Here is an 18,310-nt window from a genome sequence, read left to right on the forward strand (position 1 = left end):
TTGATTGTAATATTTTAAGAAACCGCAAAGGCACAGAAGGAGAGAAAATAATATGGCTAAAGTTGGTTTTATGCGTTGGCTGTATTTATGTGTCTTCGTAGGTTTTAGTTGTTTGTTACTGGCTGGCTGTGCTGGGAACTCTAGCGCGGGGAAAACTTTGCGGGTTGCTACAGAACCGGCGTTTCCACCTTTTGAGTTTCAAGGAAAAGGTGGCGAGTTGCAGGGATTTTCCATTGATTTGATGAATGCGATCGCTTCTTCTGCTAACTTTAAAGTGAATTTTCAAAGTCTGCCTTTTGATGGCATTATCCCAGCTTTGCAAGCCAAAACGGTAGATGCGGCTATTAGTTCGATTACGATTACTGAGGAGAGGGCGAAGACGATTTCTTTTTCCCGTCCTTATTTTAAGGCTGGGTTAGCGATCGCAACTCGTGCAGATAATCAAGATATTACTGGTTTTGACAGTCTCAAAAATAAAAAAATTGCAGTACAACTTGGCACAACTGGGGCTGCAAAGGCTAAGAGTATTTCTGGGGTACAAATTCGCAGTTTTGATTCTGCACCCTTAGCCCTGCAAGAATTGCTCAACGGTAATGTGGATGCGGTAATTAATGATGCACCTGTGACTTTATATGCAATTAATACAGGCAATCTTCAGGGAATTAAAGTAGTACAAAAATTGCTGACGGAGGAGTTTTATGGAATTGCTACAGCTAAAAACTCGCCAAATTTGACATTGATAAATGATGGCTTGGATAGAGTACTGAAAAATGGCACTTATTCCCAAATTTACCAGAAATGGTTTAAAGTTGAACCACCATCACTACCAGCTAAATCACCATTTGAGAATCAAACTAACGCTGGTGCATCTAAAATATTAACTTCAATTAGCGTGATATTGCAGGCTTTTCCAAGTCTATTGCAGGGTGCATCGATAACGTTGCAATTGACAATACTTTCGGTAGTATTTGGTTTAATTGGCGGTTGCTTAATTGGTATTGTTCGCCTTTCTCATATTGCACCTGTGCGTTGGTTGGCGAGGGCGTATGTAGATTTTTTTCGAGGAACGCCTTTGCTAGTGCAAATTTTTATGATTTACTTTGGTTTACCAGCAATTTTACAAGAATTTGGTTGGACATTTTCTTTCGATCGTCTCAGCGCTGGGGTAATTGCTTTAAGTTTGAATAGCGCTGCATACATTGCTGAAGTTGTTCGTGCTGGAATTCAATCAATTGAACCAGGACAAGCAGAAGCAGCAAAATCATTAGGTTTGAGTTCTGTGCAAACTATGAGTTATGTAATTTTTCCCCAAGCTTTCCGGCGGATGATTCCACCTTTGGGTAATGAGTTTATCAGTTTGTTGAAAGATACTAGCTTAGTTTCTGTGATTGGGTTTGAAGAATTACTGCGTAAAGGACAGCTAATTGTTGCTGATAACTATCGCGCTTTTGAAATTTACGCAGGTGTAGCAGTGGTTTATTTGTGTTTGACGCTACTTTCTTCCCAAGCATTTAGCCGATTAGAAGCTTGGATGAATCCCATCAAGCGCTAAGAGACTTTCAAAATAATTTCTCAAAATCCAGAGAACGATCGTAAATATACTTGTAAAGCTGATTTTTGGGATATTTAGCAATTGTACGTTAAAATCCTGAGAAAATTAAAATGAAGTGAATAATTATACCTTTTTTGATTTAATTAAAATTTATTGTTTAATTTTAATTAATATTTTGCGGCGAATCCAATAAAAAAGTTATGTAACGTCAATCAGATAACACTATTGTTATCATAGACTGGTAATCATTAAGAAATGTAAATAGTAACTATAACCGTAAGTCAATTTAACTTAATGATTTTGTGCTTGCTATTTCAGGGCTGAGTATGGCAGTACAATTCCGTTGCAATGAAAACTCAGTGAATAGGTTTGAACTATTCAATGCAAGTCTAGTTTCGGCTGCATTGTAACAGTTCACCTTGGCAGCCAAAAATTAAAAACTTTTCATAAGAGGAGAAGCAAATGAGAAATTTGAAAGCAATCATAGACAAATCCTCATTGACTAGTGAAGTACCGGCATCATTTGTGGTGTTTCTTGTCGCCCTTCCTCTTTGCATGGGTATTGCGATCGCTTCGGGACTTCCGCCATCTCGCGGCTTAGTTACAGGAATAGTAGGCGGAATTATTGTTGGTGCTGTTTCCGGTTCTCCACTGCTAGTCAGTGGCCCAGCAGCAGGGCTGGCTGTGATTGTCGCAGAAATAGTTCAACAATATGGCATTGAAATGGTTGGGCCAATTCTGCTGCTAGCGGGTTTAATCCAATTACTCGCAGGTATATTTAAAGTTGGTCAGTTGTTTCGCGCCATGTCACCGGCTGTCATCTATGGAATGCTTGCAGGTATTGGGATATTAATCTTCGCTTCCCAATTTCATGTCATGCTAGACGATCAACCGCGTATACACGGCATTGAGAATTTAATTTCTATTCCCAACACGATTTACAAAGCTTTCTTCCCTATTGATGGTAGCGTTCATCACGTTGCGGCACTCATAGGTGTAATAACTATTATCAGTCTTCTGCTGTGGGAAAAATTTAAACCCAATAGTTTAAAGTTGATACCTGGCGCGCTTGTTGGCGTTGTCATTGCTACCGTTATCGCTACAGTGTATCGATTACCGATTCAGTATGTTGATGTACCTGGAAATCTAGCACAAGCAATTCAATTACCAACATTTGCCAGCTTACCACGCTTAATTCAGGCACCAGTTTTGCTAGATGCGATCGCGATCGCATTCATTGCTAGTACAGAAAGTTTGCTTTCAGCCGTAGCAGTAGATCGATTGCATACCGGGACAAGAACCGATTTCGATCGCGAATTAACAGCCCAAGGAATTGGCAACATTATATGTGGGTTCTTGGGTGCTTTGCCGATGACAGGAGTGATAGCCCGCAGTTCTGTAAACGTAGAAGCTGGTGCTAAAACTAGATTATCGACGATGCTTCACGGTTTATGGCTGTTAATTTTAGTAATTGCAGCCCCAACCTTGCTGAAAATAATTCCCATTTCTAGTTTGGCAGCAATTCTAGTTGTTACTGGTTACAAACTAATCGAAGTAGAACATATTCGCCAGTTAAAAAAGTATGGACGTTTTCCTCTGGTAATATTTGCTGCCACTTTAATCGGGATTGTTGTTACTGACCTCATCACAGGTGTTTTAATTGGTATTTTGTTGACAGGAATATTACTAATTCACAAAATGTCTGTGTTGAATATCCAAGTTATTAAGCACGAAGATAATCAGCGAATAGACATTTATTTACAAGGTGCGGCAACATTTGTAAGGCTACCAAAATTGGCGAATATTTTAGAACTGGTGCCTCCAGGAAGTGAATTGCATGTTTATATGCAAGACTTGGCTTATATAGATCACTCTTGTCTAGACTTACTATCGGTGTGGGCAAAACAACAGGAAAAAATGGGAAGCACTTTAACTATGCAATGGGATCGTCTGATAGATCGTAATCGCAAACCATTTACTCTGTAGAATTCCAGCTAGATTGAATTTTGCTCGCGTAGGGTAGCATAGCCGTGCTACCCTACCAATTGTTTGTATTCTATGTAATCAACCAGGGGTTAAAATAGGTTTTATATAGGGAATTTGGATTGCGTTGCACCTGAATTAACCAAAAATATATGACAATTCTCAACGCTCGTAACTTATCCTTAGAAGAAGTTCATCGTCTGTTTGGTTTTCAAAGACAGTATAATGATTCATTTTCTAACTACTTATCTTTGGAACCTCTTACGGAAGCAGAACAGCAGGAACTAAAACAAATTCAGCATGACTTTGATAGATACCTAACAATAGGTAAAGTTTCTGAAGGTCAGGTTAAGTTTCTTGCAGTTGCACCTTTACTAAGATTAGCTGGTTTTTATCGCTATCCGATAGAGATTATTTTGGAGGAGAATATTGCTAATATTGAAGTTGAAGATGAAGATATAAAAATTAAAGGAAGATTTGATATTTTAGCTGTTAATAAAGCTAAAACTACAAAAGCTCAAACATATTTTTGGGTACTGTTGATTGAATCTAAAAACTGTCAAGTTGATATATCAACAGGTTTGTCTCAGCTACTTACTTATGCTTATAAAAATTTAGATAACCAAAAATCAGTTTGGGGATTAACGACTAATGGTAGAAGTTATCAGTTTGTCTATATAGAACAAGGAAATCCCCCTATTTATTATCTGTTGCCAGAATTAAATTTAATGGAAAGAGAGCGTTCAAGTCAGTTGCTACAAGTTTTAAAAGCAATTTGTCAACTTTAAAAGCATTGATGATTAAAACAACATACAAGCCAAGGTAAAAATTTATGACTCAAGCCATACCCAAACTAGTAAGCTTTGAAGATTTTGCAGCTTGGCGTCCTCAAGGCGGAAGATACGAATTACATGATGGTGTGATTGTTGAAATGCCCCAACCAACTGGCGAACATGAAGATGTTGTTGGTTTTATCGCTAGAAAACTAACAGTAGAATTTGACCGATTAAATTTACCTTATACAATTCCTAAAACTGCGCTGATAAAGCCTTCTAATTCGTTATCTGCCTACTCTCCAGATGTATTGCTATTAAATCGTTCTAATTTAGTGAATGAACCGCTATGGAAAAAAGAATCAACTGTATCATATCCGGCATCAATTCCCTTGGTAGTTGAGGTCGTTAGTACCAATTGGGATGATGACTACTACACAAAACAAGGTAAATATGAGGTTATTGGAATTCCTGAATATTGGGTTGTAGATTATCTCGGTTTAGGCGCTAAAAAGTTCACTGGCAACCCCAAACAGCCTACTATGTCTATTTATCAATTAATCGATGGTGAATACCAAGTTACTCAATTTAGAGGTACAGATCGCATAGTCTCGCCTACTTTCCCAGAATTGAATTTAACCGCCGAACAGATTTTTCAAGCTGGAGATATCCCAAGTTGTTAAATTTACCGAAAAAGCTTTTTATAAGTTATCTAATTACGAATTACGAATTAGTATGAGACTGCCTTGGGATGAATGGGAAGCAAGTAACCAAGAAATAGAAAAAGTAGCGAGCAAATTATCTTTGCTAATTGCTATGACAGCCAAAAACTTGGCATTGTACTACAAGTATAACAGTACCAGGTAACGGAAACGTAAAAACCGGAATACTTCGTGCGAAATGACTTGTTTGTGAATTTTTACAATTTCCTGTAAGCGTTATATATTAGGCTTTCTAAGTCTCCATACGAGAGAAGAAACTGACCAAACTCATCCGAGGAACCTTTGCTACGTATGTAGCATAGTCTCCGTAACGTCGGCAGAATTTAGTTGGCAAATGTCCCAGTGGAGAATTTGTTGTGAAGGTCAGGTCTGAGTAAGATAACCAGTATTTAAAATACGTTCCTTTTCGCCATCCGACACGATCACTGAATTTTTCGTAGTCTTTTTCGACACTGTTCCAAATGCGCTTTTGCACGCTAAACCCAAAGCGTCCATTGCTGCATCTTACCCACAGTTGGTCAATGGTGCGTAAGTCAGTGCAAGGAAAATTGCTAAGAGATTTGCTATCAAGCCAGCGTCGTTGTTCTCTGCCTGATGCTTTGAGCATAACAGCCAGAGTTTCTTGATCTGCTTCTTTGTACTGCCCTGCTTTAAGTAAATCGCGCAACCGCCTATAGTCTACGCCTTTCTCAGAGAGGAGATCATTACCACTAGATTGCTGTTGTAGTCGCAGCTTATCGGCTTTTTCTTGTTCTCGTTGTCTTTGTAGCTTATCTGCCTCTTCTTGTTCTTGTTGTCTTTGTAGTCTTTCTGCTTCCTGTCTTTGTAGTCTTGCTTCTTCTTGTTGTTCCTGTAGCCGCAGCCTTTCTACTTCCTGTTGTTGTAATTTTCTATTTTCCTCTTCTTGTTCCCGTAGTCGCAGCCTTTCTGCTTCCTGTTTTTGCCTTGGTTCGTCTCTTTCCTTCTTTAGCTTCTCCGCAGCCGCCCGAATTCCTCTAGCTACATCTGTAAAGGCTTCATCTTGATTATGCCAATTCCTTGACACTACAGGTTCAGCATTCTTAGGCAAAGCTTGAAGTTTTGCAAATGGTGCGCCATTCCAATCAACGCTTCGCAGAATAACCGGGATAACACAAGCCTCTCCAGCATAGTGACGTTCTATTGCCCTCTTAACTTCGACATCCCAGCAATATTTAGAAAAAAGAAAATCTGAACTGATGAGCAACAAAATGATGTCGGCGGTGTTTAGATTATCATTAATTTGGTAATCCCACTCCTCTCCAGGTAGTATCTTGCGATCGTGCCAGCTTGAAATCACGCCCTGCCATTCTAATATGGTCAGGTGTTTAGCTAGTTCATCCCGTAGAGCTTCGTCTTTGTGAGAGTAAGAAAAGAAAAGCCTTAACGATTCCTCTGGCATTTTTGGTCTAAGGAGTAGGATAAATCACGCTTTAAGCAAATTATAGTGTTTTTAGCTGATTTGCTTGAGAACTAACGCCCTAAGTGCGATCGCAATATACTTGACCAATACTACGATCGGGATTAATCTCAATCACTAAATCAACCGCTGTCGCATCTGTTACCAACGGCGTGATAAATAATTCCGGGTGCAGCGATCGCCAAAAATAATTGACAAATTGCTCTATCTCTGCATTACTCATCCCCGATTTTCCCGCAGCAATCATCTGTTGTTCTGCCTGTTTGCGCCACTCCAAAGAACAGCGGTAATCAGTGGGATAAAGCACAATTAAACTGTCTAATCGCTCCCACAGTGGTAAATAATCGTAGAGGCGAAGATTCATCTCACGGGCAAATGCTCTATCTTCATCTGTGACAATTGGCGGCGGTGCAGTATCAAATAAATCAGGGTCGATTGGTCGCACACCCACAAACCAACCTTCAAATAGTACAATATCTACATCCGTAACCATTTCTGGATTAGTGCGATCGCCAGCACCTCCATAAGCTGATTTATCAAACCGGGGAAGCATCACCGGGCTTTGTAACTCACGGATTTGATCTAGTACATTTAAGCCTAAGTCTAGATCGTGAGTTCCCGGTGGCCCGCGCCAAATCAAGCGGGGATCTTGCTGTGTCAAAAGCAAGCGATCGCTGTAAGTTTTATACAAATCATCCAAAGATAAACTCACAGTCCTGTATCCCAAATGATCGAGAATCAAAATGAGAATTTTGGACATTGTGGTTTTACCAGTACCTTGTCCTCCCAATATTCCTTGAATCAGGGGGCGTCTCAACTGTTGGCGCTGCGATGCTAGTTTGATTCCCAAAGGCAGCCACAAGTCCCACAATACCTGTAACATTTCCTGGGGTTGTATTTGGAGAGTTGCTTGACAGAATTCGCTAAAAGCTGGAAAGACAGATTTTAGTAAATGCGATCGCCTTTCGATCATTTCATCAACATTTTCCGGCGCGATCCCAAAAGCTTTAGCCCTTAACCGATCTGCCAGTGCTGCTTCTCTTGCTTCCTGCTTCCAAGTTTCCCCCGGCCCATTGGTTGCCAAAACACTCAGCCACAAATTCATAAATTCTCCATCTGACTACGATCCCAGCTTAAAAGCTTCGAGAAACAGGCTGTAGATGAAACCAACTTTGAGGAGATTTAGTGAGTCTATCAAGAGCGATCGCCGATCCAAAAAGCTGCGACTATAAAATACCCGGCTGGTAATTTCCGTTAACAGTACTAAAAAACCAGCTGCTACAATGTCCAACTCTGCCCGTTGTCCAGCTGTAGTGGAAACTGCGTTTCCCAGAAAAAAACCGAACAAAAAACTAATTATCAGCAACGATAATCGTCGCCAAGGATTTAAAAACCATTGCCCAAAGCGTGTAGCAATAGCATCGAACAAATTATTGAGACGAGTGTTTTGCATCAAAGGGACTTCTGGGAAAAGTCAAGATATCTTGAAATATATCTATATTAATGTAAGAAGGATATTGGTTTTAGCATCAGCTTGTTTGTTACTATTGTAGATATCTACTGGAATTGCAGTGTTTATTCAAATTTGACTATTCTATCATCTTCTTTAGAAGTACAGTTTCTTAGAAGATGTTTGGAAACAATAAATATTTAGTTTGATCCTCACGAGCAAGCCTGAAAAAATGGGAAAATGATTCAAAATTCTCCTTTTTTAAGGAAGCTAGTTCGTTAAGCGCGTTTGCTGACTTGTATTCATGTATGGAAGTAAGCTTTTCGTAGCGTCTCTCAACAGGAGAATAAACTTGCGTAGATTTAGAAAGGAGGATCTTTAAGCACTGACGTTTAGCAAAGGACGCCTTGTTGAGGCTGCTAACGGTTTCAGGAAACTTTTATTTTTTTTATAGAAATGAATTGGCTCAATAGGTATAAAATTATCTTGTTTTTATCCATACTTACGGTAAAAAACCAAAGTAATGGATGTCTGGATCTCTTGTTTTTCAAACATCAAAGAGATTATATCCTTCAAATATTTTCTAATCAAAATGATATTTATCATACATTCCTCTTCCTAATTTGAGGAAAGTCTATATTCGGCTATCTGTATGATTGCCTTTTGGGATAATAGGCTACTATTTGGTCAAGCCTAGACAAAATATTTATTTCTAAATAACTATCAATATGAAATCTTCAGTGTATCGGAACGTCGGTATTACAGCTTTGTGCTTGGGACTGCTTGTTGCTCTGGTGGGATGCTTTGGACTGAGCGTATCCTTTGAGTCCACTAACCCAGATACAAACCCAGACACATCTTCACAACTGCCAACAAAAACTCAAGAGTGGCATACAACTTCGGTTGTACCTGAAAAAAGTATTTCCACTAGTCTATCTACTCCAGTACCTACCCCAACCAATCGAGTAGAACATAGCATTAAAGAGAATACTTATCCTGTCTTGGCAGAGCGTGATAAATCAACAAGCATTGCCAAGGATCGAGGTACTTTGCGAATGAGCAATCAAACAAATCAGCCTGTGCGGCTGGTTCTACTGGCAAGAGAGTCAGTAGCAAAAGGAGCTAGTAAAAAACAAACTCACTACGATGTACCGGCACATTGGGATTTTGCTCCCGAAGAAGGTAGTGAGAAGGGACTGGTTCTATCCCTACCTCAAAATAATTTAAAGCTGGAAAAGGGAGATGTTTTAGTTGCTTTTGCACAAGATGGTTCCCGTCGTTACTGGGGCCCTTATATTATTGGTGAAACTCAATTACCTAAGTGGAATTCCCAAAATAGAGAATGGCAACTTGTGCTGAGTCAATAGACTTATTGCAAAAGTGCTTTTGGCAAGAGGGGGAAAAGGGTAAAGGTTAAAGGGAAAGGGGAAAGGGACTTTTGCAGAACCTTTTCCCCTTCCCCCTTACCCTTTTCGCACAATGCCAAGAAGCCTAATAAATATGCTCAAACCTTTATTTTTACATTCTTACCCTACAGTTGGTAAAGTGTTAAGTAATGGATAGAGGAAAATTGTTGAATTAAAAACTCTGAAGAACAAAAGATAGATAACCAACGACTATTGATTAGTGATTGTTGACTATTGACTAAATGAGAATGAAATTGAGTGTTAAGCACACTGTCGATCGGTGGTTCAACAAAATAGCAAAAAATCCAGCCCTGAGTCTAACTGTGTCGATTTTGTGGTTGATAGTGGTTGGTTGGGTGGCTTTTGGGTGGAATTTGGGCAACATTGGCTTAATTGATGAGACAGAGCCGCTCTTTGCCGAAGCTTCCCGCCAGATGTTCGTTACAGGTGATTGGATTACCCCATTTTTCAATGGTGACACTCGTTTCGATAAACCTGCTTTAATTTACTGGTGTCAGGCGATCGCATATCATCTGATTGGTGTGAATGAATGGGCAGTACGCCTTCCTTCTGCGATCGCCGCATTCGGCTTAGTTTGTTTAGCTTTTTATACCATCCAGTGGTATTTGGCTAAACAAGACGAATTAGAGCAAGTTTCACGTCCCACTCGTCGCTACTTAACATCTTTTATAGCAGCAGCGTTGATGGCACTCAATCCCGAAACTATTATTTGGGCGAGAACGGGTGTCTCTGATATGCTGCTCACCGGATGTATGGCATCGGCTTTGTTATGTTTCTTTCTAGGATACGCAGGGAAGGAAGGTAGGGAGCAGGGGAGTAGAGGAGCAGGGGAGCAGGGGAGCAGCACTTCGGCTTCTCTTCGAGACGCTACGCGAACGCTCAGTGACCAGGGAGCAGGGGAGCAGGGGAGCAGGGGAGCAGAATTAATCAACAATGCCCAATTCCCAATGCCCCATGCCCTATTCCCTAACAAATGGTACTTAGCTTTTTATGTGCTGATTGCTGGCGCAATTTTGACCAAAGGGCCAGTGGGAATTGTTTTGCCGGGGCTAATTGTTGCTGCCTTTTTGCTTTACGTGGGTAAAGTGCGAGAGGTGTTGCGAGAAATGCACCTTCTTGTAGGTATACTGATAATTCTCGCTTTGTCAGTGCCCTGGTATGCTTTAGTAATTTGGCGCAATGGCTGGGATTACATTAACTCCTTTTTTGGTTATCACAACCTGGAACGCTTTACAGAAGTAGTTAATGGTCACTCAGCACCTTGGTATTTTTACTTTGTAGTCGTGCTGTTGGGTTTTGCGCCATACTCAGTGTATTTACCAGCTTCTATAATCAAACTAAAATTTTGGCAGCGATCGCATTGGCGATCTGTTGAACGTTTTCAGCAATTTGGTTTATTTGCCTGGTTCTGGTTTGCTAGCATCTTTGCGTTTTTTTGCATTGCCGTTACTAAACTCCCTAGCTACGTATTACCTTTAATGCCAGCAGCCGCAATCCTGGTAGCCTTGTTGTGGTGCGACATTTTTTCAGATACAAAGACACGGCAAACAATTCCTGTTTCCCCCTCTCCCACTCTGTCTATCTCCGCCTCTTTGCTGCGCATGAGTGGTTGGGTGAATGTAGTATTTTTATCAGTTCTGGCAACAGCACTGCTCAACATCACCCACATATTAGGTACCGATCCAGCTATAAGTAACTTCCACGAATTAATTGAACAATCTGGTTTACCAGTAATTGCGGGTATAATTTGGCTAGTTTCTGCTGTTTTGGTCGCGGGTTTATTATTGAGTCGCCGCTGGAACTACATTATCGGTATTAATTTAATCGGGTTTGTGGCGTTTGTAATTTTTGTCTTAACGCCTGCTTCGTTCTTTATCGATCGAGAACGTCAATTACCCTTAAGGGAATTGTCTGCGGTGATTTTAGAAACAAAACAACCAAACGAAGAATTGATTATGCTTGGCTTCAAAAAGCCGAGTGTAGTATTTTACAGCCACATCCATGTAAATTATTTAAAATTTCCCCAAGAGGCTGTAGAGCATATTAAAACCCAGGCTGCTAAAGGATTAAAACCTTCCTCAGTGTTGCTATTAGCCGAACAGAAAAAGTTTTTGCAAATGGACTTACAGCCAGATGATTACAAGAATTTATCAACCAAGGGTGCTTATAACTTGGTTCGAGTTCCTTTTAAGAAAATGAAGAATCAAAAAATCGACATATCATAATTTGTCATTAGTCATTAGTTATTGGTTATTCACAAAGGACGAAGGACAAATGACTAATGACAAAAAACCAACGCTCAATGACCCCATTAACATTTGTTATTGTAACCATTGATAGCTAAAGCTTGATTTATCTGGCTTAAAAGGTCTTCCATTGATATCGATCGCGGTAAGATTTGGGTAGCGATCGCACCAACAACAGTTTCTATCGATTCCACACTATTCTTCTTCTGCTTGTCAATTTCCTGATAAGCTACCCCATCCTGGGAACTGGTTTGTGAGCGATTTAATCGCTGATTTAGTACCAAAATTGGTGGCAACTTTAAAGGCGAATCTCCTAATGTTTTCAGTGCTTTGAGCACATCTTTGTGGATAGAGGTTTCTCCTAAACAAATTAGCAATAAGTCAACGCTTTCGTGGCGAATTTGTTGCAACACTTCTGCCCAACAAGGACTCATCGCCGCTTTGAAGCCTGCTGTTTGCAGGTATTGAATTAAAGCTTGGAACCATTCAGATCCCCGTTCAGCAGTTTCACTACTAATTGAGCAATTTTTTTCTGTCCGATAACCCTTAGCTGGCTTACGTCTTACCTGGGGTAAATCCCGCAGCATTGTTAAATCCACTACTAAGATGTTGGGAGGGCAGCAAATACCAGAAGCAATTTCTAGTACTGATAGTAAAGCATCTGTTTTCTCGGTGCGACTGCTGTTATCTTTGGCAAATGGTGTTAAGTAAGGAAATACAGATAACCCTGGTATTTTAGAAGCGATTAGGGTAGTCGCAACATCGCAAGTAACCAGTGGTATAGCTGCTAAACGTGGATGTCCAATTAGTTGTTGCAAATAAATTTGGGCGGTGGTACTTTCGACATCTAGCAAAATCACATCAAACTGCCATACCCGCGCCAAAAGTTCTGCCTGATCCAGGTCATCTACTTCAATCACTCGGTGTTCTCGAAGTGAGGGGTGGGGATTGACCGATTCTAACTGGGGATTCACCAACCTGAGAATTCGCAGTGGGGTTTTTGTTGGGATAATCGCACTATTATTTGACCCTATCTGCAAAACTGCTTGTATAGTACATAATTTTTCGAGAACCGGTGCTAAGACCTGACGCTCTACTGGCAAACTTAAGAAACCATCGGCTCGGTTAGCAAATGCTTGCTCCTTTTCGGCTGCCGTCGCGGTGACAATTACAGATATATGACGGGTTGCGGTGTCAGATTTTAGTAAAGTCAGTACATCCCAGCCTGATAGCAGGGGTAGCAACGGATTCAAAAATATTGCTATTGGTTGCAAGCGCCGCGCTTTTTCGACTGCTTCTGTCCCCGATCGCGCAATCACTACCCGATATCCTAAACCTTTGAGTTGTTCGGTCAAGTCTTCAATATATCGAGCTACTGCCTCAACTACCAAGACCAACCGTTGCGAACTTGCAAGATGATGCTGTATGGGCGTACTAACTTGCTGACGAGCGGCGGAGTTTTCCCGTGTTGGTTGGTATCGTGTCTCCTCGTCTTCTCTGATTCCCATATCTGGTTCCGAAAAGCCTGTTTTCGGGGGACTAGGCGGCAGAAGTAGGGTAAACTGGCTACCTTTACCTTCACGCGATAAGAAGCTGACATCTCCTCCGTGGAGGCGAGCCAAGGCGCGGGTTAATACTAGCCCCAAACCAGTGCCTTCAAATTGGCGGGTGAGGGGATTTTCTAGTTGTTGGAATTTTTGAAAGATTAAGTGTTGCTGGTGTTCGGGAATGCCAATGCCTGTATCCCAAACTGTAAAGGCAATCCATCCTTCCCAACGACTTACCCGCAACCCAATTTCGCCAGATATTTCGGTGAATTTAAAGGCGTTGGAAAGTAGGTGTACTAGCATCTGACGTAAGCGCAATTCGTCTGCCACCATCTGATCTAAACCTAGTTCAATGGAAAGACAGAATTGAGGAGCAGATGAACGGGCATTTGCAGGTGGTGGGGCAGATGTTGCTTTGGTGGTTTGAGTGTGGATAGCTTTGGCTTCCGATAGGGCGCGATCGCACACAGCTCGAATTTTCACCGGAGTCAGCGTCAAATCCATTTGTCCCGTCTCCATCCGGGTCAAATCTAAAATGTCATTCACCACACTCATCAGGTGGCGTCCGCTTTGATGAATCAGTCCTGCATAACGGGCTTGACGCTCGTTGAGTTCTCCCAACTGCTGATCCACGAGCAAGCGCGATAATCCCAAAACGGCAGTTAGGGGAGTTTTGAGTTCATGACTAATACAAGCTAAAAACTCGTCTTTTAACCGATTTAGTTGAATTAAATCGGCATTCTTGGCTGCTAATTCTTTACAAAGTTGCTGCTGTTCAGTGACATCAGTAGCTAAAACCAACCACAAATCAGTGCTGAGTGCAATTTCCTCTTCGGCACTCATCACTTGAAACTCAGGACTATCTAAGGGAATTTTGGCAAACTGCCAGATTCGCTCTTGACCATTTTGCACTTCGACAACACAAGTACAAGTACCCACTTGACTATCTAAATAGCATCGGCTGTATGCAGCATCACTTGATGCTTCTTGCTGTAGTGCTTCTTCATCACTATGCTCATTCTCCCTACCATTGGGATGAACCTTGATTGCTGGTTGGGTGACATATTCTGCTATTTCGGAGCGTTTAGGGGCAAGTATTGCCTCCACCTGTTGCCTAACTCCTTCTGGATCTTTTAAGCTTCCTAATTGCTGCCACCAGGCGGGATTTCGCGCTACTACCTCGCCAGTACCCGTTTGCAACATCAAAGGCCAAGGCAGTCTTTCTAGCAAGTGTACCAGTGGTTGGTGTCCTAATGACTTGGGTTCATTTGGCGCACCATCATACTCATGACGATGCTCGCTAGACTTTTGTAAGCCAGCCATCCGTTCCTGAGCCAGCGATCGCAACAGGCGCGAACTATCTAGCAGCCCCAAATATCGACCCTCCGAGTCAATCAGCGCCCAATCTAAATTTTGGGGTTTTTCGACTTGTGAATCGCACCAGCGCAAGCTTAATCGCTCTACACGCTCCGCAGCTGATATTGTCTGTATTGGCTCAATTAGACCTTGACCCCAGGTTGAGAGCGATTGCTGTAAATTTAAATTTTTATCGTCACTTTGGGCTAATAATTTTGGGATTAAACGGGCAGAATACAGCAATCCGATGGGGCATTGCTGTTGATTCACTACTACCAAGCGATCGCACTGCTCTTGCTCAAAAATCTCCAACACCACTGCCAGAGAACTTGTTTGGGGGCAGCTAGGTACGGTTGCCTGAAAGTCATAAAGCGGGTAATCTAGCATTAACATAGGGATTTGGGGGTCATTCTTCCTGTGGAACCCTCGGGCATTTCCATCTGCCAGTTGATGGTCTTTTCGCCTGAAGTCATATCCTCTAAGAAGACTCATATAAGCAACTCTGGTTATTTCAACGCCATTAAAACAACGGGATTTCCTCTAACGGACACGGGAATTGCGAACGAGTGCATTTTTCCAAGAGGCGACGTTTCTAATTTTTAACAACTAGCCAGCCTCCCCAGTGTCTTACTGGTATTTAAACTCCTCATCGATAGCGCGACGGCTAAAACAATTATGGCCCCAAAGATTCGCTTTAGAACCTTGAGGAATTATAATGATTTGGAATGCGACAATCCTTTAAGTTCGTTTAAGTATCTTATCAAGGAGCAAAATAAAAAAATCTATCTATTTGTATACATAGATATGTAAATCATGAGTTAATTATTGTGTCTTGCTATGCCGACGGATACCTCATCATCAAAGACCTACTAAGTTTTACCAGTTAGTTGCTCCACTAGAATGTTGAGTGCCTAGCACTATCTGCTTGCATAGAGCGTTATTTTGGGGTTAAATCAGCAGTTTACTGCACACGCAGTATTCCCCTACAAGCGTTAACCAAACTTATCAGCCCGCGTTTCTTGGTCGGGGCGATCGAGGAGATATATTCAAGAATAGATGTTATTACCGATATTGATTCTGCAATCTCATGTTAACAAATGCTTAAATAATCCAGTTGACTTAGCCAACCTAAAAGGTTTGAGTACGTGGGTGGGGCAATTAATAGACGCAATTATTGCCCAATTTTGCTACTTACCTGTTGCTGTAACAAGCTCTGGAACAATCAACACAATCAACTATTTACCAAATTGGCTGCTACTAAATCCAAGTAAGGCATACACTCTTCAGTACGTTTATGTATTTGCCAGTCAGATGCAAAAAAGCCAGCAGTATTTTCAGGAGATGACTCCAGCAGAAAAAGAAGGATTATTAAGACAGCTTAAAATAGATTATAGCGTGATTCTTATAGATTATTTTACTACAGACAAAACACTCAAAGATAAAATTGATAAATTTATCAATACTATATTTTATGCTAATATTCCTGTGCCCCAAATAATCGAAATTCACATGGATATAATTGAAGAATTTTCTAACCAGCTAAAAATAGAAGGTAGGAGCAATGAAACTTTACTTGATTACCGCCTAACGTTAATAGATATCTTAGCTCACCTGTGCGAAGTCTATAGGAGTTCGATTTCTAGATAAAATAAATTAAATTTATTGCTCTGTGTTCAACTTGGAACAAGCTACAACTGTGAGTGAGTAACGATGCATAGAAAAATATTGTCTTTCTCTGATTATGACTAGTTATTAAGTATATGAATAAAGCCAGAAAAACTTACGTTCTCAAGCTTTACGTAGCAGGTAACACTCCTAATTCAGTCCGGGCATTAAAAACACTCAAAGATATTTTAGAACAGGAGTTTGAAGGTGTTTATGCTTTAAAAGTGATCGATGTACTGAAAAGCCCACAACTAGCGGAAGAAGATAAAATATTGGCTACACCAACATTATCTAAAATTTTGCCTCCACCCGTTCGCAAAATTATTGGGGATCTTTCAGATAGAGAAAGAGTGTTGATTGGATTGGATTTGCTTTATGAAGAACTGAGTGAAGAAGACTTTGAAGAGTAAATTTTTAATCATCAAAAATTAATTCAAGACTTTAGTAATAAAAAAACAGGTTTTAATCCCCTTTTGTTATCAAGCAATGAGTGAAAACGAGCAAGTAGAACCAAAACAACCACCAATAATTAGGGGTGTAGAAAAAATTCGGACGATGATCGAAGGGTTTGACGATATTAGTCATGGTGGTTTGCCAATTGGTAGAACTACCTTGATTAGTGGTACATCCGGCACAGGCAAAACCTTATTCTCTCTTCAGTTTCTTTATAACGGTATCACCTACTTTGATGAAGCAGGAGTATTTGTAACTTTTGAGGAATCACCGAGCGATATTATCAAAAATGCTAATATTTTTGGTTGGAACTTGCCCCGCTTAATTGAAGAAGGCAAGTTGTTTATTCTTGATGCATCTCCCGATCCAGAAGGTCAAGATATCGTGGGGAATTTTGACCTTTCTGCACTGATTGAGCGCTTGCAATATGCCATCCGCAAATACAAAGCTAAACGAGTTTCAATCGACTCAATAACAGCAGTATTTCAGCAGTATGAAGCGATGGGAGTAGTGCGACGCGAAATTTTTCGTTTAGTAGCACGTCTTAAACTACTAAGTGTCACCACTCTAATTACCACTGAACGTAGTGAAGAATATGGACCTGTTGCCTCTTTTGGAGTGGAAGAATTTGTTTCCGATAATGTAGTAATTGTTCGCAACGCTTTAGAAGGAGAACGCCGCCGTCGCACAATTGAAATTCTCAAATTGCGCGGCACAACTCACATGAAAGGCGAGTATCCCTTCACGATTACTAATGAAGGAGTTAACATCTTCCCACTCGGAGCAATGCGCTTGACTCAACGTTCTTCTAATGTCAGGGTATCTTCTGGTGTCAAAACTTTAGATGAAATGTGCGGTGGGGGTTTCTTTAAAGATTCAATTATTTTGGCGACAGGAGCTACAGGTACTGGTAAAACCCTGTTAGTAAGCAAATTTATTCAAGATGGCTGTCTCAATGGAGAACAAGCGATATTATTTGCTTATGAAGAGTCACGCGCCCAACTATCTCGTAATGCTTCCTCTTGGGGAATTGATTTTGAAGAATTAGAACATCAAGGTTTACTCAAAATAATTTGTACCTATCCTGAATCAACTGGTTTAGAAGACCACTTACAAATTATTAAATCAGAAATTGCTATTTTCAAACCCGCTCGGATTGCTATTGATTCTCTATCAGCACTAGCTAGAGGAGTTACGAATAATGCATTTCGGCAGTTTGTAATTGGTGTGACAGGTTATGCTAAACAAGAAGAAATTACTGGTTTCTTTACTAACACAACCGACCAATTTCTCGGAGCGCATTCGATTACTGACTCTCACATTTCCACGATTACCGATACAATTCTGATGCTACAGTACGTAGAAATTCGCGGAGAAATGTCGCGGGCAATTAACGTATTCAAAATGCGCGGGTCTTGGCATGATAAAGGCATTCGTGAGTATAATATTACTGCTGATGGGCCCGAAATTAAAGATTCTTTCCGAAACTACGAACGGATTATCAGCGGTGCTCCTACTCGCGTTAATATCGATGAAAAGGCGGAACTTTCTCGCATTGTTAGACGTTTTGAAGACAAACAGAGTTCCGAACCCTAAATTTAGTATCGTAGTATATTCTTTCCTAAGTTTAGTATCGTGCTATATTCTGTGGTGAAGAAAGGTTTTCTGCCGCTAGATTGATTTTCGTGTGAGGGATGC

13 protein-coding genes are annotated in these 18,310 nt (G+C 40.8%); 9 read left to right on the forward strand and 4 right to left on the reverse strand.

What is annotated here, in order from left to right:
• Positions 1 to 52 precede the first annotated feature (52 nt).
• The 4 genes from ACR5KR_RS19190 (at position 53) to ACR5KR_RS19205 (ending at position 4,991) form a co-directional block, all read left to right on the forward strand.
• On the forward strand, positions 53 to 1,552 hold the full coding sequence (locus ACR5KR_RS19190) for an ABC transporter permease subunit (protein ID WP_448267623.1): 1,500 nt from the start codon (positions 53 to 55) through the stop codon (positions 1,550 to 1,552).
• 462 nt (positions 1,553 to 2,014) lie between these two features.
• Positions 2,015 to 3,538: a SulP family inorganic anion transporter gene (locus ACR5KR_RS19195; protein ID WP_448267624.1), complete on the forward strand. Its 1,524-nt coding sequence runs from the start codon at positions 2,015 to 2,017 to the stop codon at positions 3,536 to 3,538.
• A gap of 149 nt (positions 3,539 to 3,687) precedes the next feature.
• A complete protein-coding gene (locus ACR5KR_RS19200; RefSeq protein WP_448267625.1) occupies positions 3,688 to 4,323 on the forward strand; it encodes a restriction endonuclease subunit R in 636 nt (211 codons plus the stop codon).
• Positions 4,324 to 4,367: 44 nt separating this feature from the next.
• The gene (locus ACR5KR_RS19205) at positions 4,368 to 4,991 is read left to right on the forward strand and encodes a Uma2 family endonuclease (RefSeq protein WP_448267626.1); all 624 of its coding nucleotides are present in this window, start codon (positions 4,368 to 4,370) and stop codon (positions 4,989 to 4,991) included.
• 271 nt (positions 4,992 to 5,262) lie between these two features.
• Here the strand turns inward: ACR5KR_RS19205 and ACR5KR_RS19210 are convergent, their stop codons facing one another.
• The 3 genes from ACR5KR_RS19210 to ACR5KR_RS19220 all read right to left on the reverse strand — a co-directional run bounded on the left by ACR5KR_RS19210 (position 5,263) and on the right by ACR5KR_RS19220 (position 7,921).
• Entirely contained in the window at positions 5,263 to 6,450 is a 1,188-nt protein-coding gene (locus ACR5KR_RS19210) for a GUN4 domain-containing protein (protein ID WP_448267627.1), read from the reverse strand.
• Between the two features lie 79 nt (positions 6,451 to 6,529).
• Complete coding sequence (locus ACR5KR_RS19215; RefSeq protein WP_448267628.1) at positions 6,530 to 7,573, reverse strand: glycerate kinase; 1,044 nt, start codon at positions 7,571 to 7,573, stop codon at positions 6,530 to 6,532.
• Between the two features lie 15 nt (positions 7,574 to 7,588).
• Positions 7,589 to 7,921: a DUF565 domain-containing protein gene (locus ACR5KR_RS19220; RefSeq protein ID WP_445630950.1), complete on the reverse strand. Its 333-nt coding sequence runs from the start codon at positions 7,919 to 7,921 to the stop codon at positions 7,589 to 7,591.
• Between the two features lie 725 nt (positions 7,922 to 8,646).
• Here ACR5KR_RS19220 and ACR5KR_RS19225 point away from each other — a divergent pair.
• Positions 8,647 to 9,285: a hypothetical protein gene (locus tag ACR5KR_RS19225; RefSeq protein WP_445630949.1), complete on the forward strand. Its 639-nt coding sequence runs from the start codon at positions 8,647 to 8,649 to the stop codon at positions 9,283 to 9,285.
• A 281-nt stretch (positions 9,286 to 9,566) separates the two neighbouring features.
• Positions 9,567 to 11,570 carry an ArnT family glycosyltransferase gene (locus ACR5KR_RS19230; RefSeq protein WP_448267629.1) on the forward strand — a complete coding sequence of 668 codons (2,004 nt, stop codon included), beginning with the start codon at positions 9,567 to 9,569 and terminating at the stop codon, positions 11,568 to 11,570.
• A gap of 86 nt (positions 11,571 to 11,656) precedes the next feature.
• Here the strand turns inward: ACR5KR_RS19230 and ACR5KR_RS19235 are convergent, their stop codons facing one another.
• Positions 11,657 to 14,887, reverse strand: a complete 3,231-nt coding sequence (locus ACR5KR_RS19235) for an ATP-binding response regulator (RefSeq protein ID WP_448270262.1) — start codon at positions 14,885 to 14,887, stop codon at positions 11,657 to 11,659.
• A 663-nt stretch (positions 14,888 to 15,550) separates the two neighbouring features.
• Between ACR5KR_RS19235 and ACR5KR_RS19240 the strand changes: the two genes are divergently transcribed.
• The 3 genes from ACR5KR_RS19240 to kaiC all read left to right on the forward strand — a co-directional run bounded on the left by ACR5KR_RS19240 (position 15,551) and on the right by kaiC (position 18,208).
• Positions 15,551 to 16,141: a KaiA family protein gene (locus tag ACR5KR_RS19240; RefSeq protein ID WP_448267631.1), complete on the forward strand. Its 591-nt coding sequence runs from the start codon at positions 15,551 to 15,553 to the stop codon at positions 16,139 to 16,141.
• Between the two features lie 113 nt (positions 16,142 to 16,254).
• Entirely contained in the window at positions 16,255 to 16,569 is a 315-nt protein-coding gene (gene kaiB / locus ACR5KR_RS19245) for a circadian clock protein KaiB (protein WP_099099291.1), read from the forward strand.
• A 76-nt stretch (positions 16,570 to 16,645) separates the two neighbouring features.
• Complete coding sequence (kaiC, locus tag ACR5KR_RS19250; protein WP_448267632.1) at positions 16,646 to 18,208, forward strand: circadian clock protein KaiC; 1,563 nt, start codon at positions 16,646 to 16,648, stop codon at positions 18,206 to 18,208.
• Positions 18,209 to 18,310: the final 102 nt, after the last annotated feature.

The sequence above is a fragment of the Nostoc sp. DSM 114159 genome, from assembly GCF_053470285.1.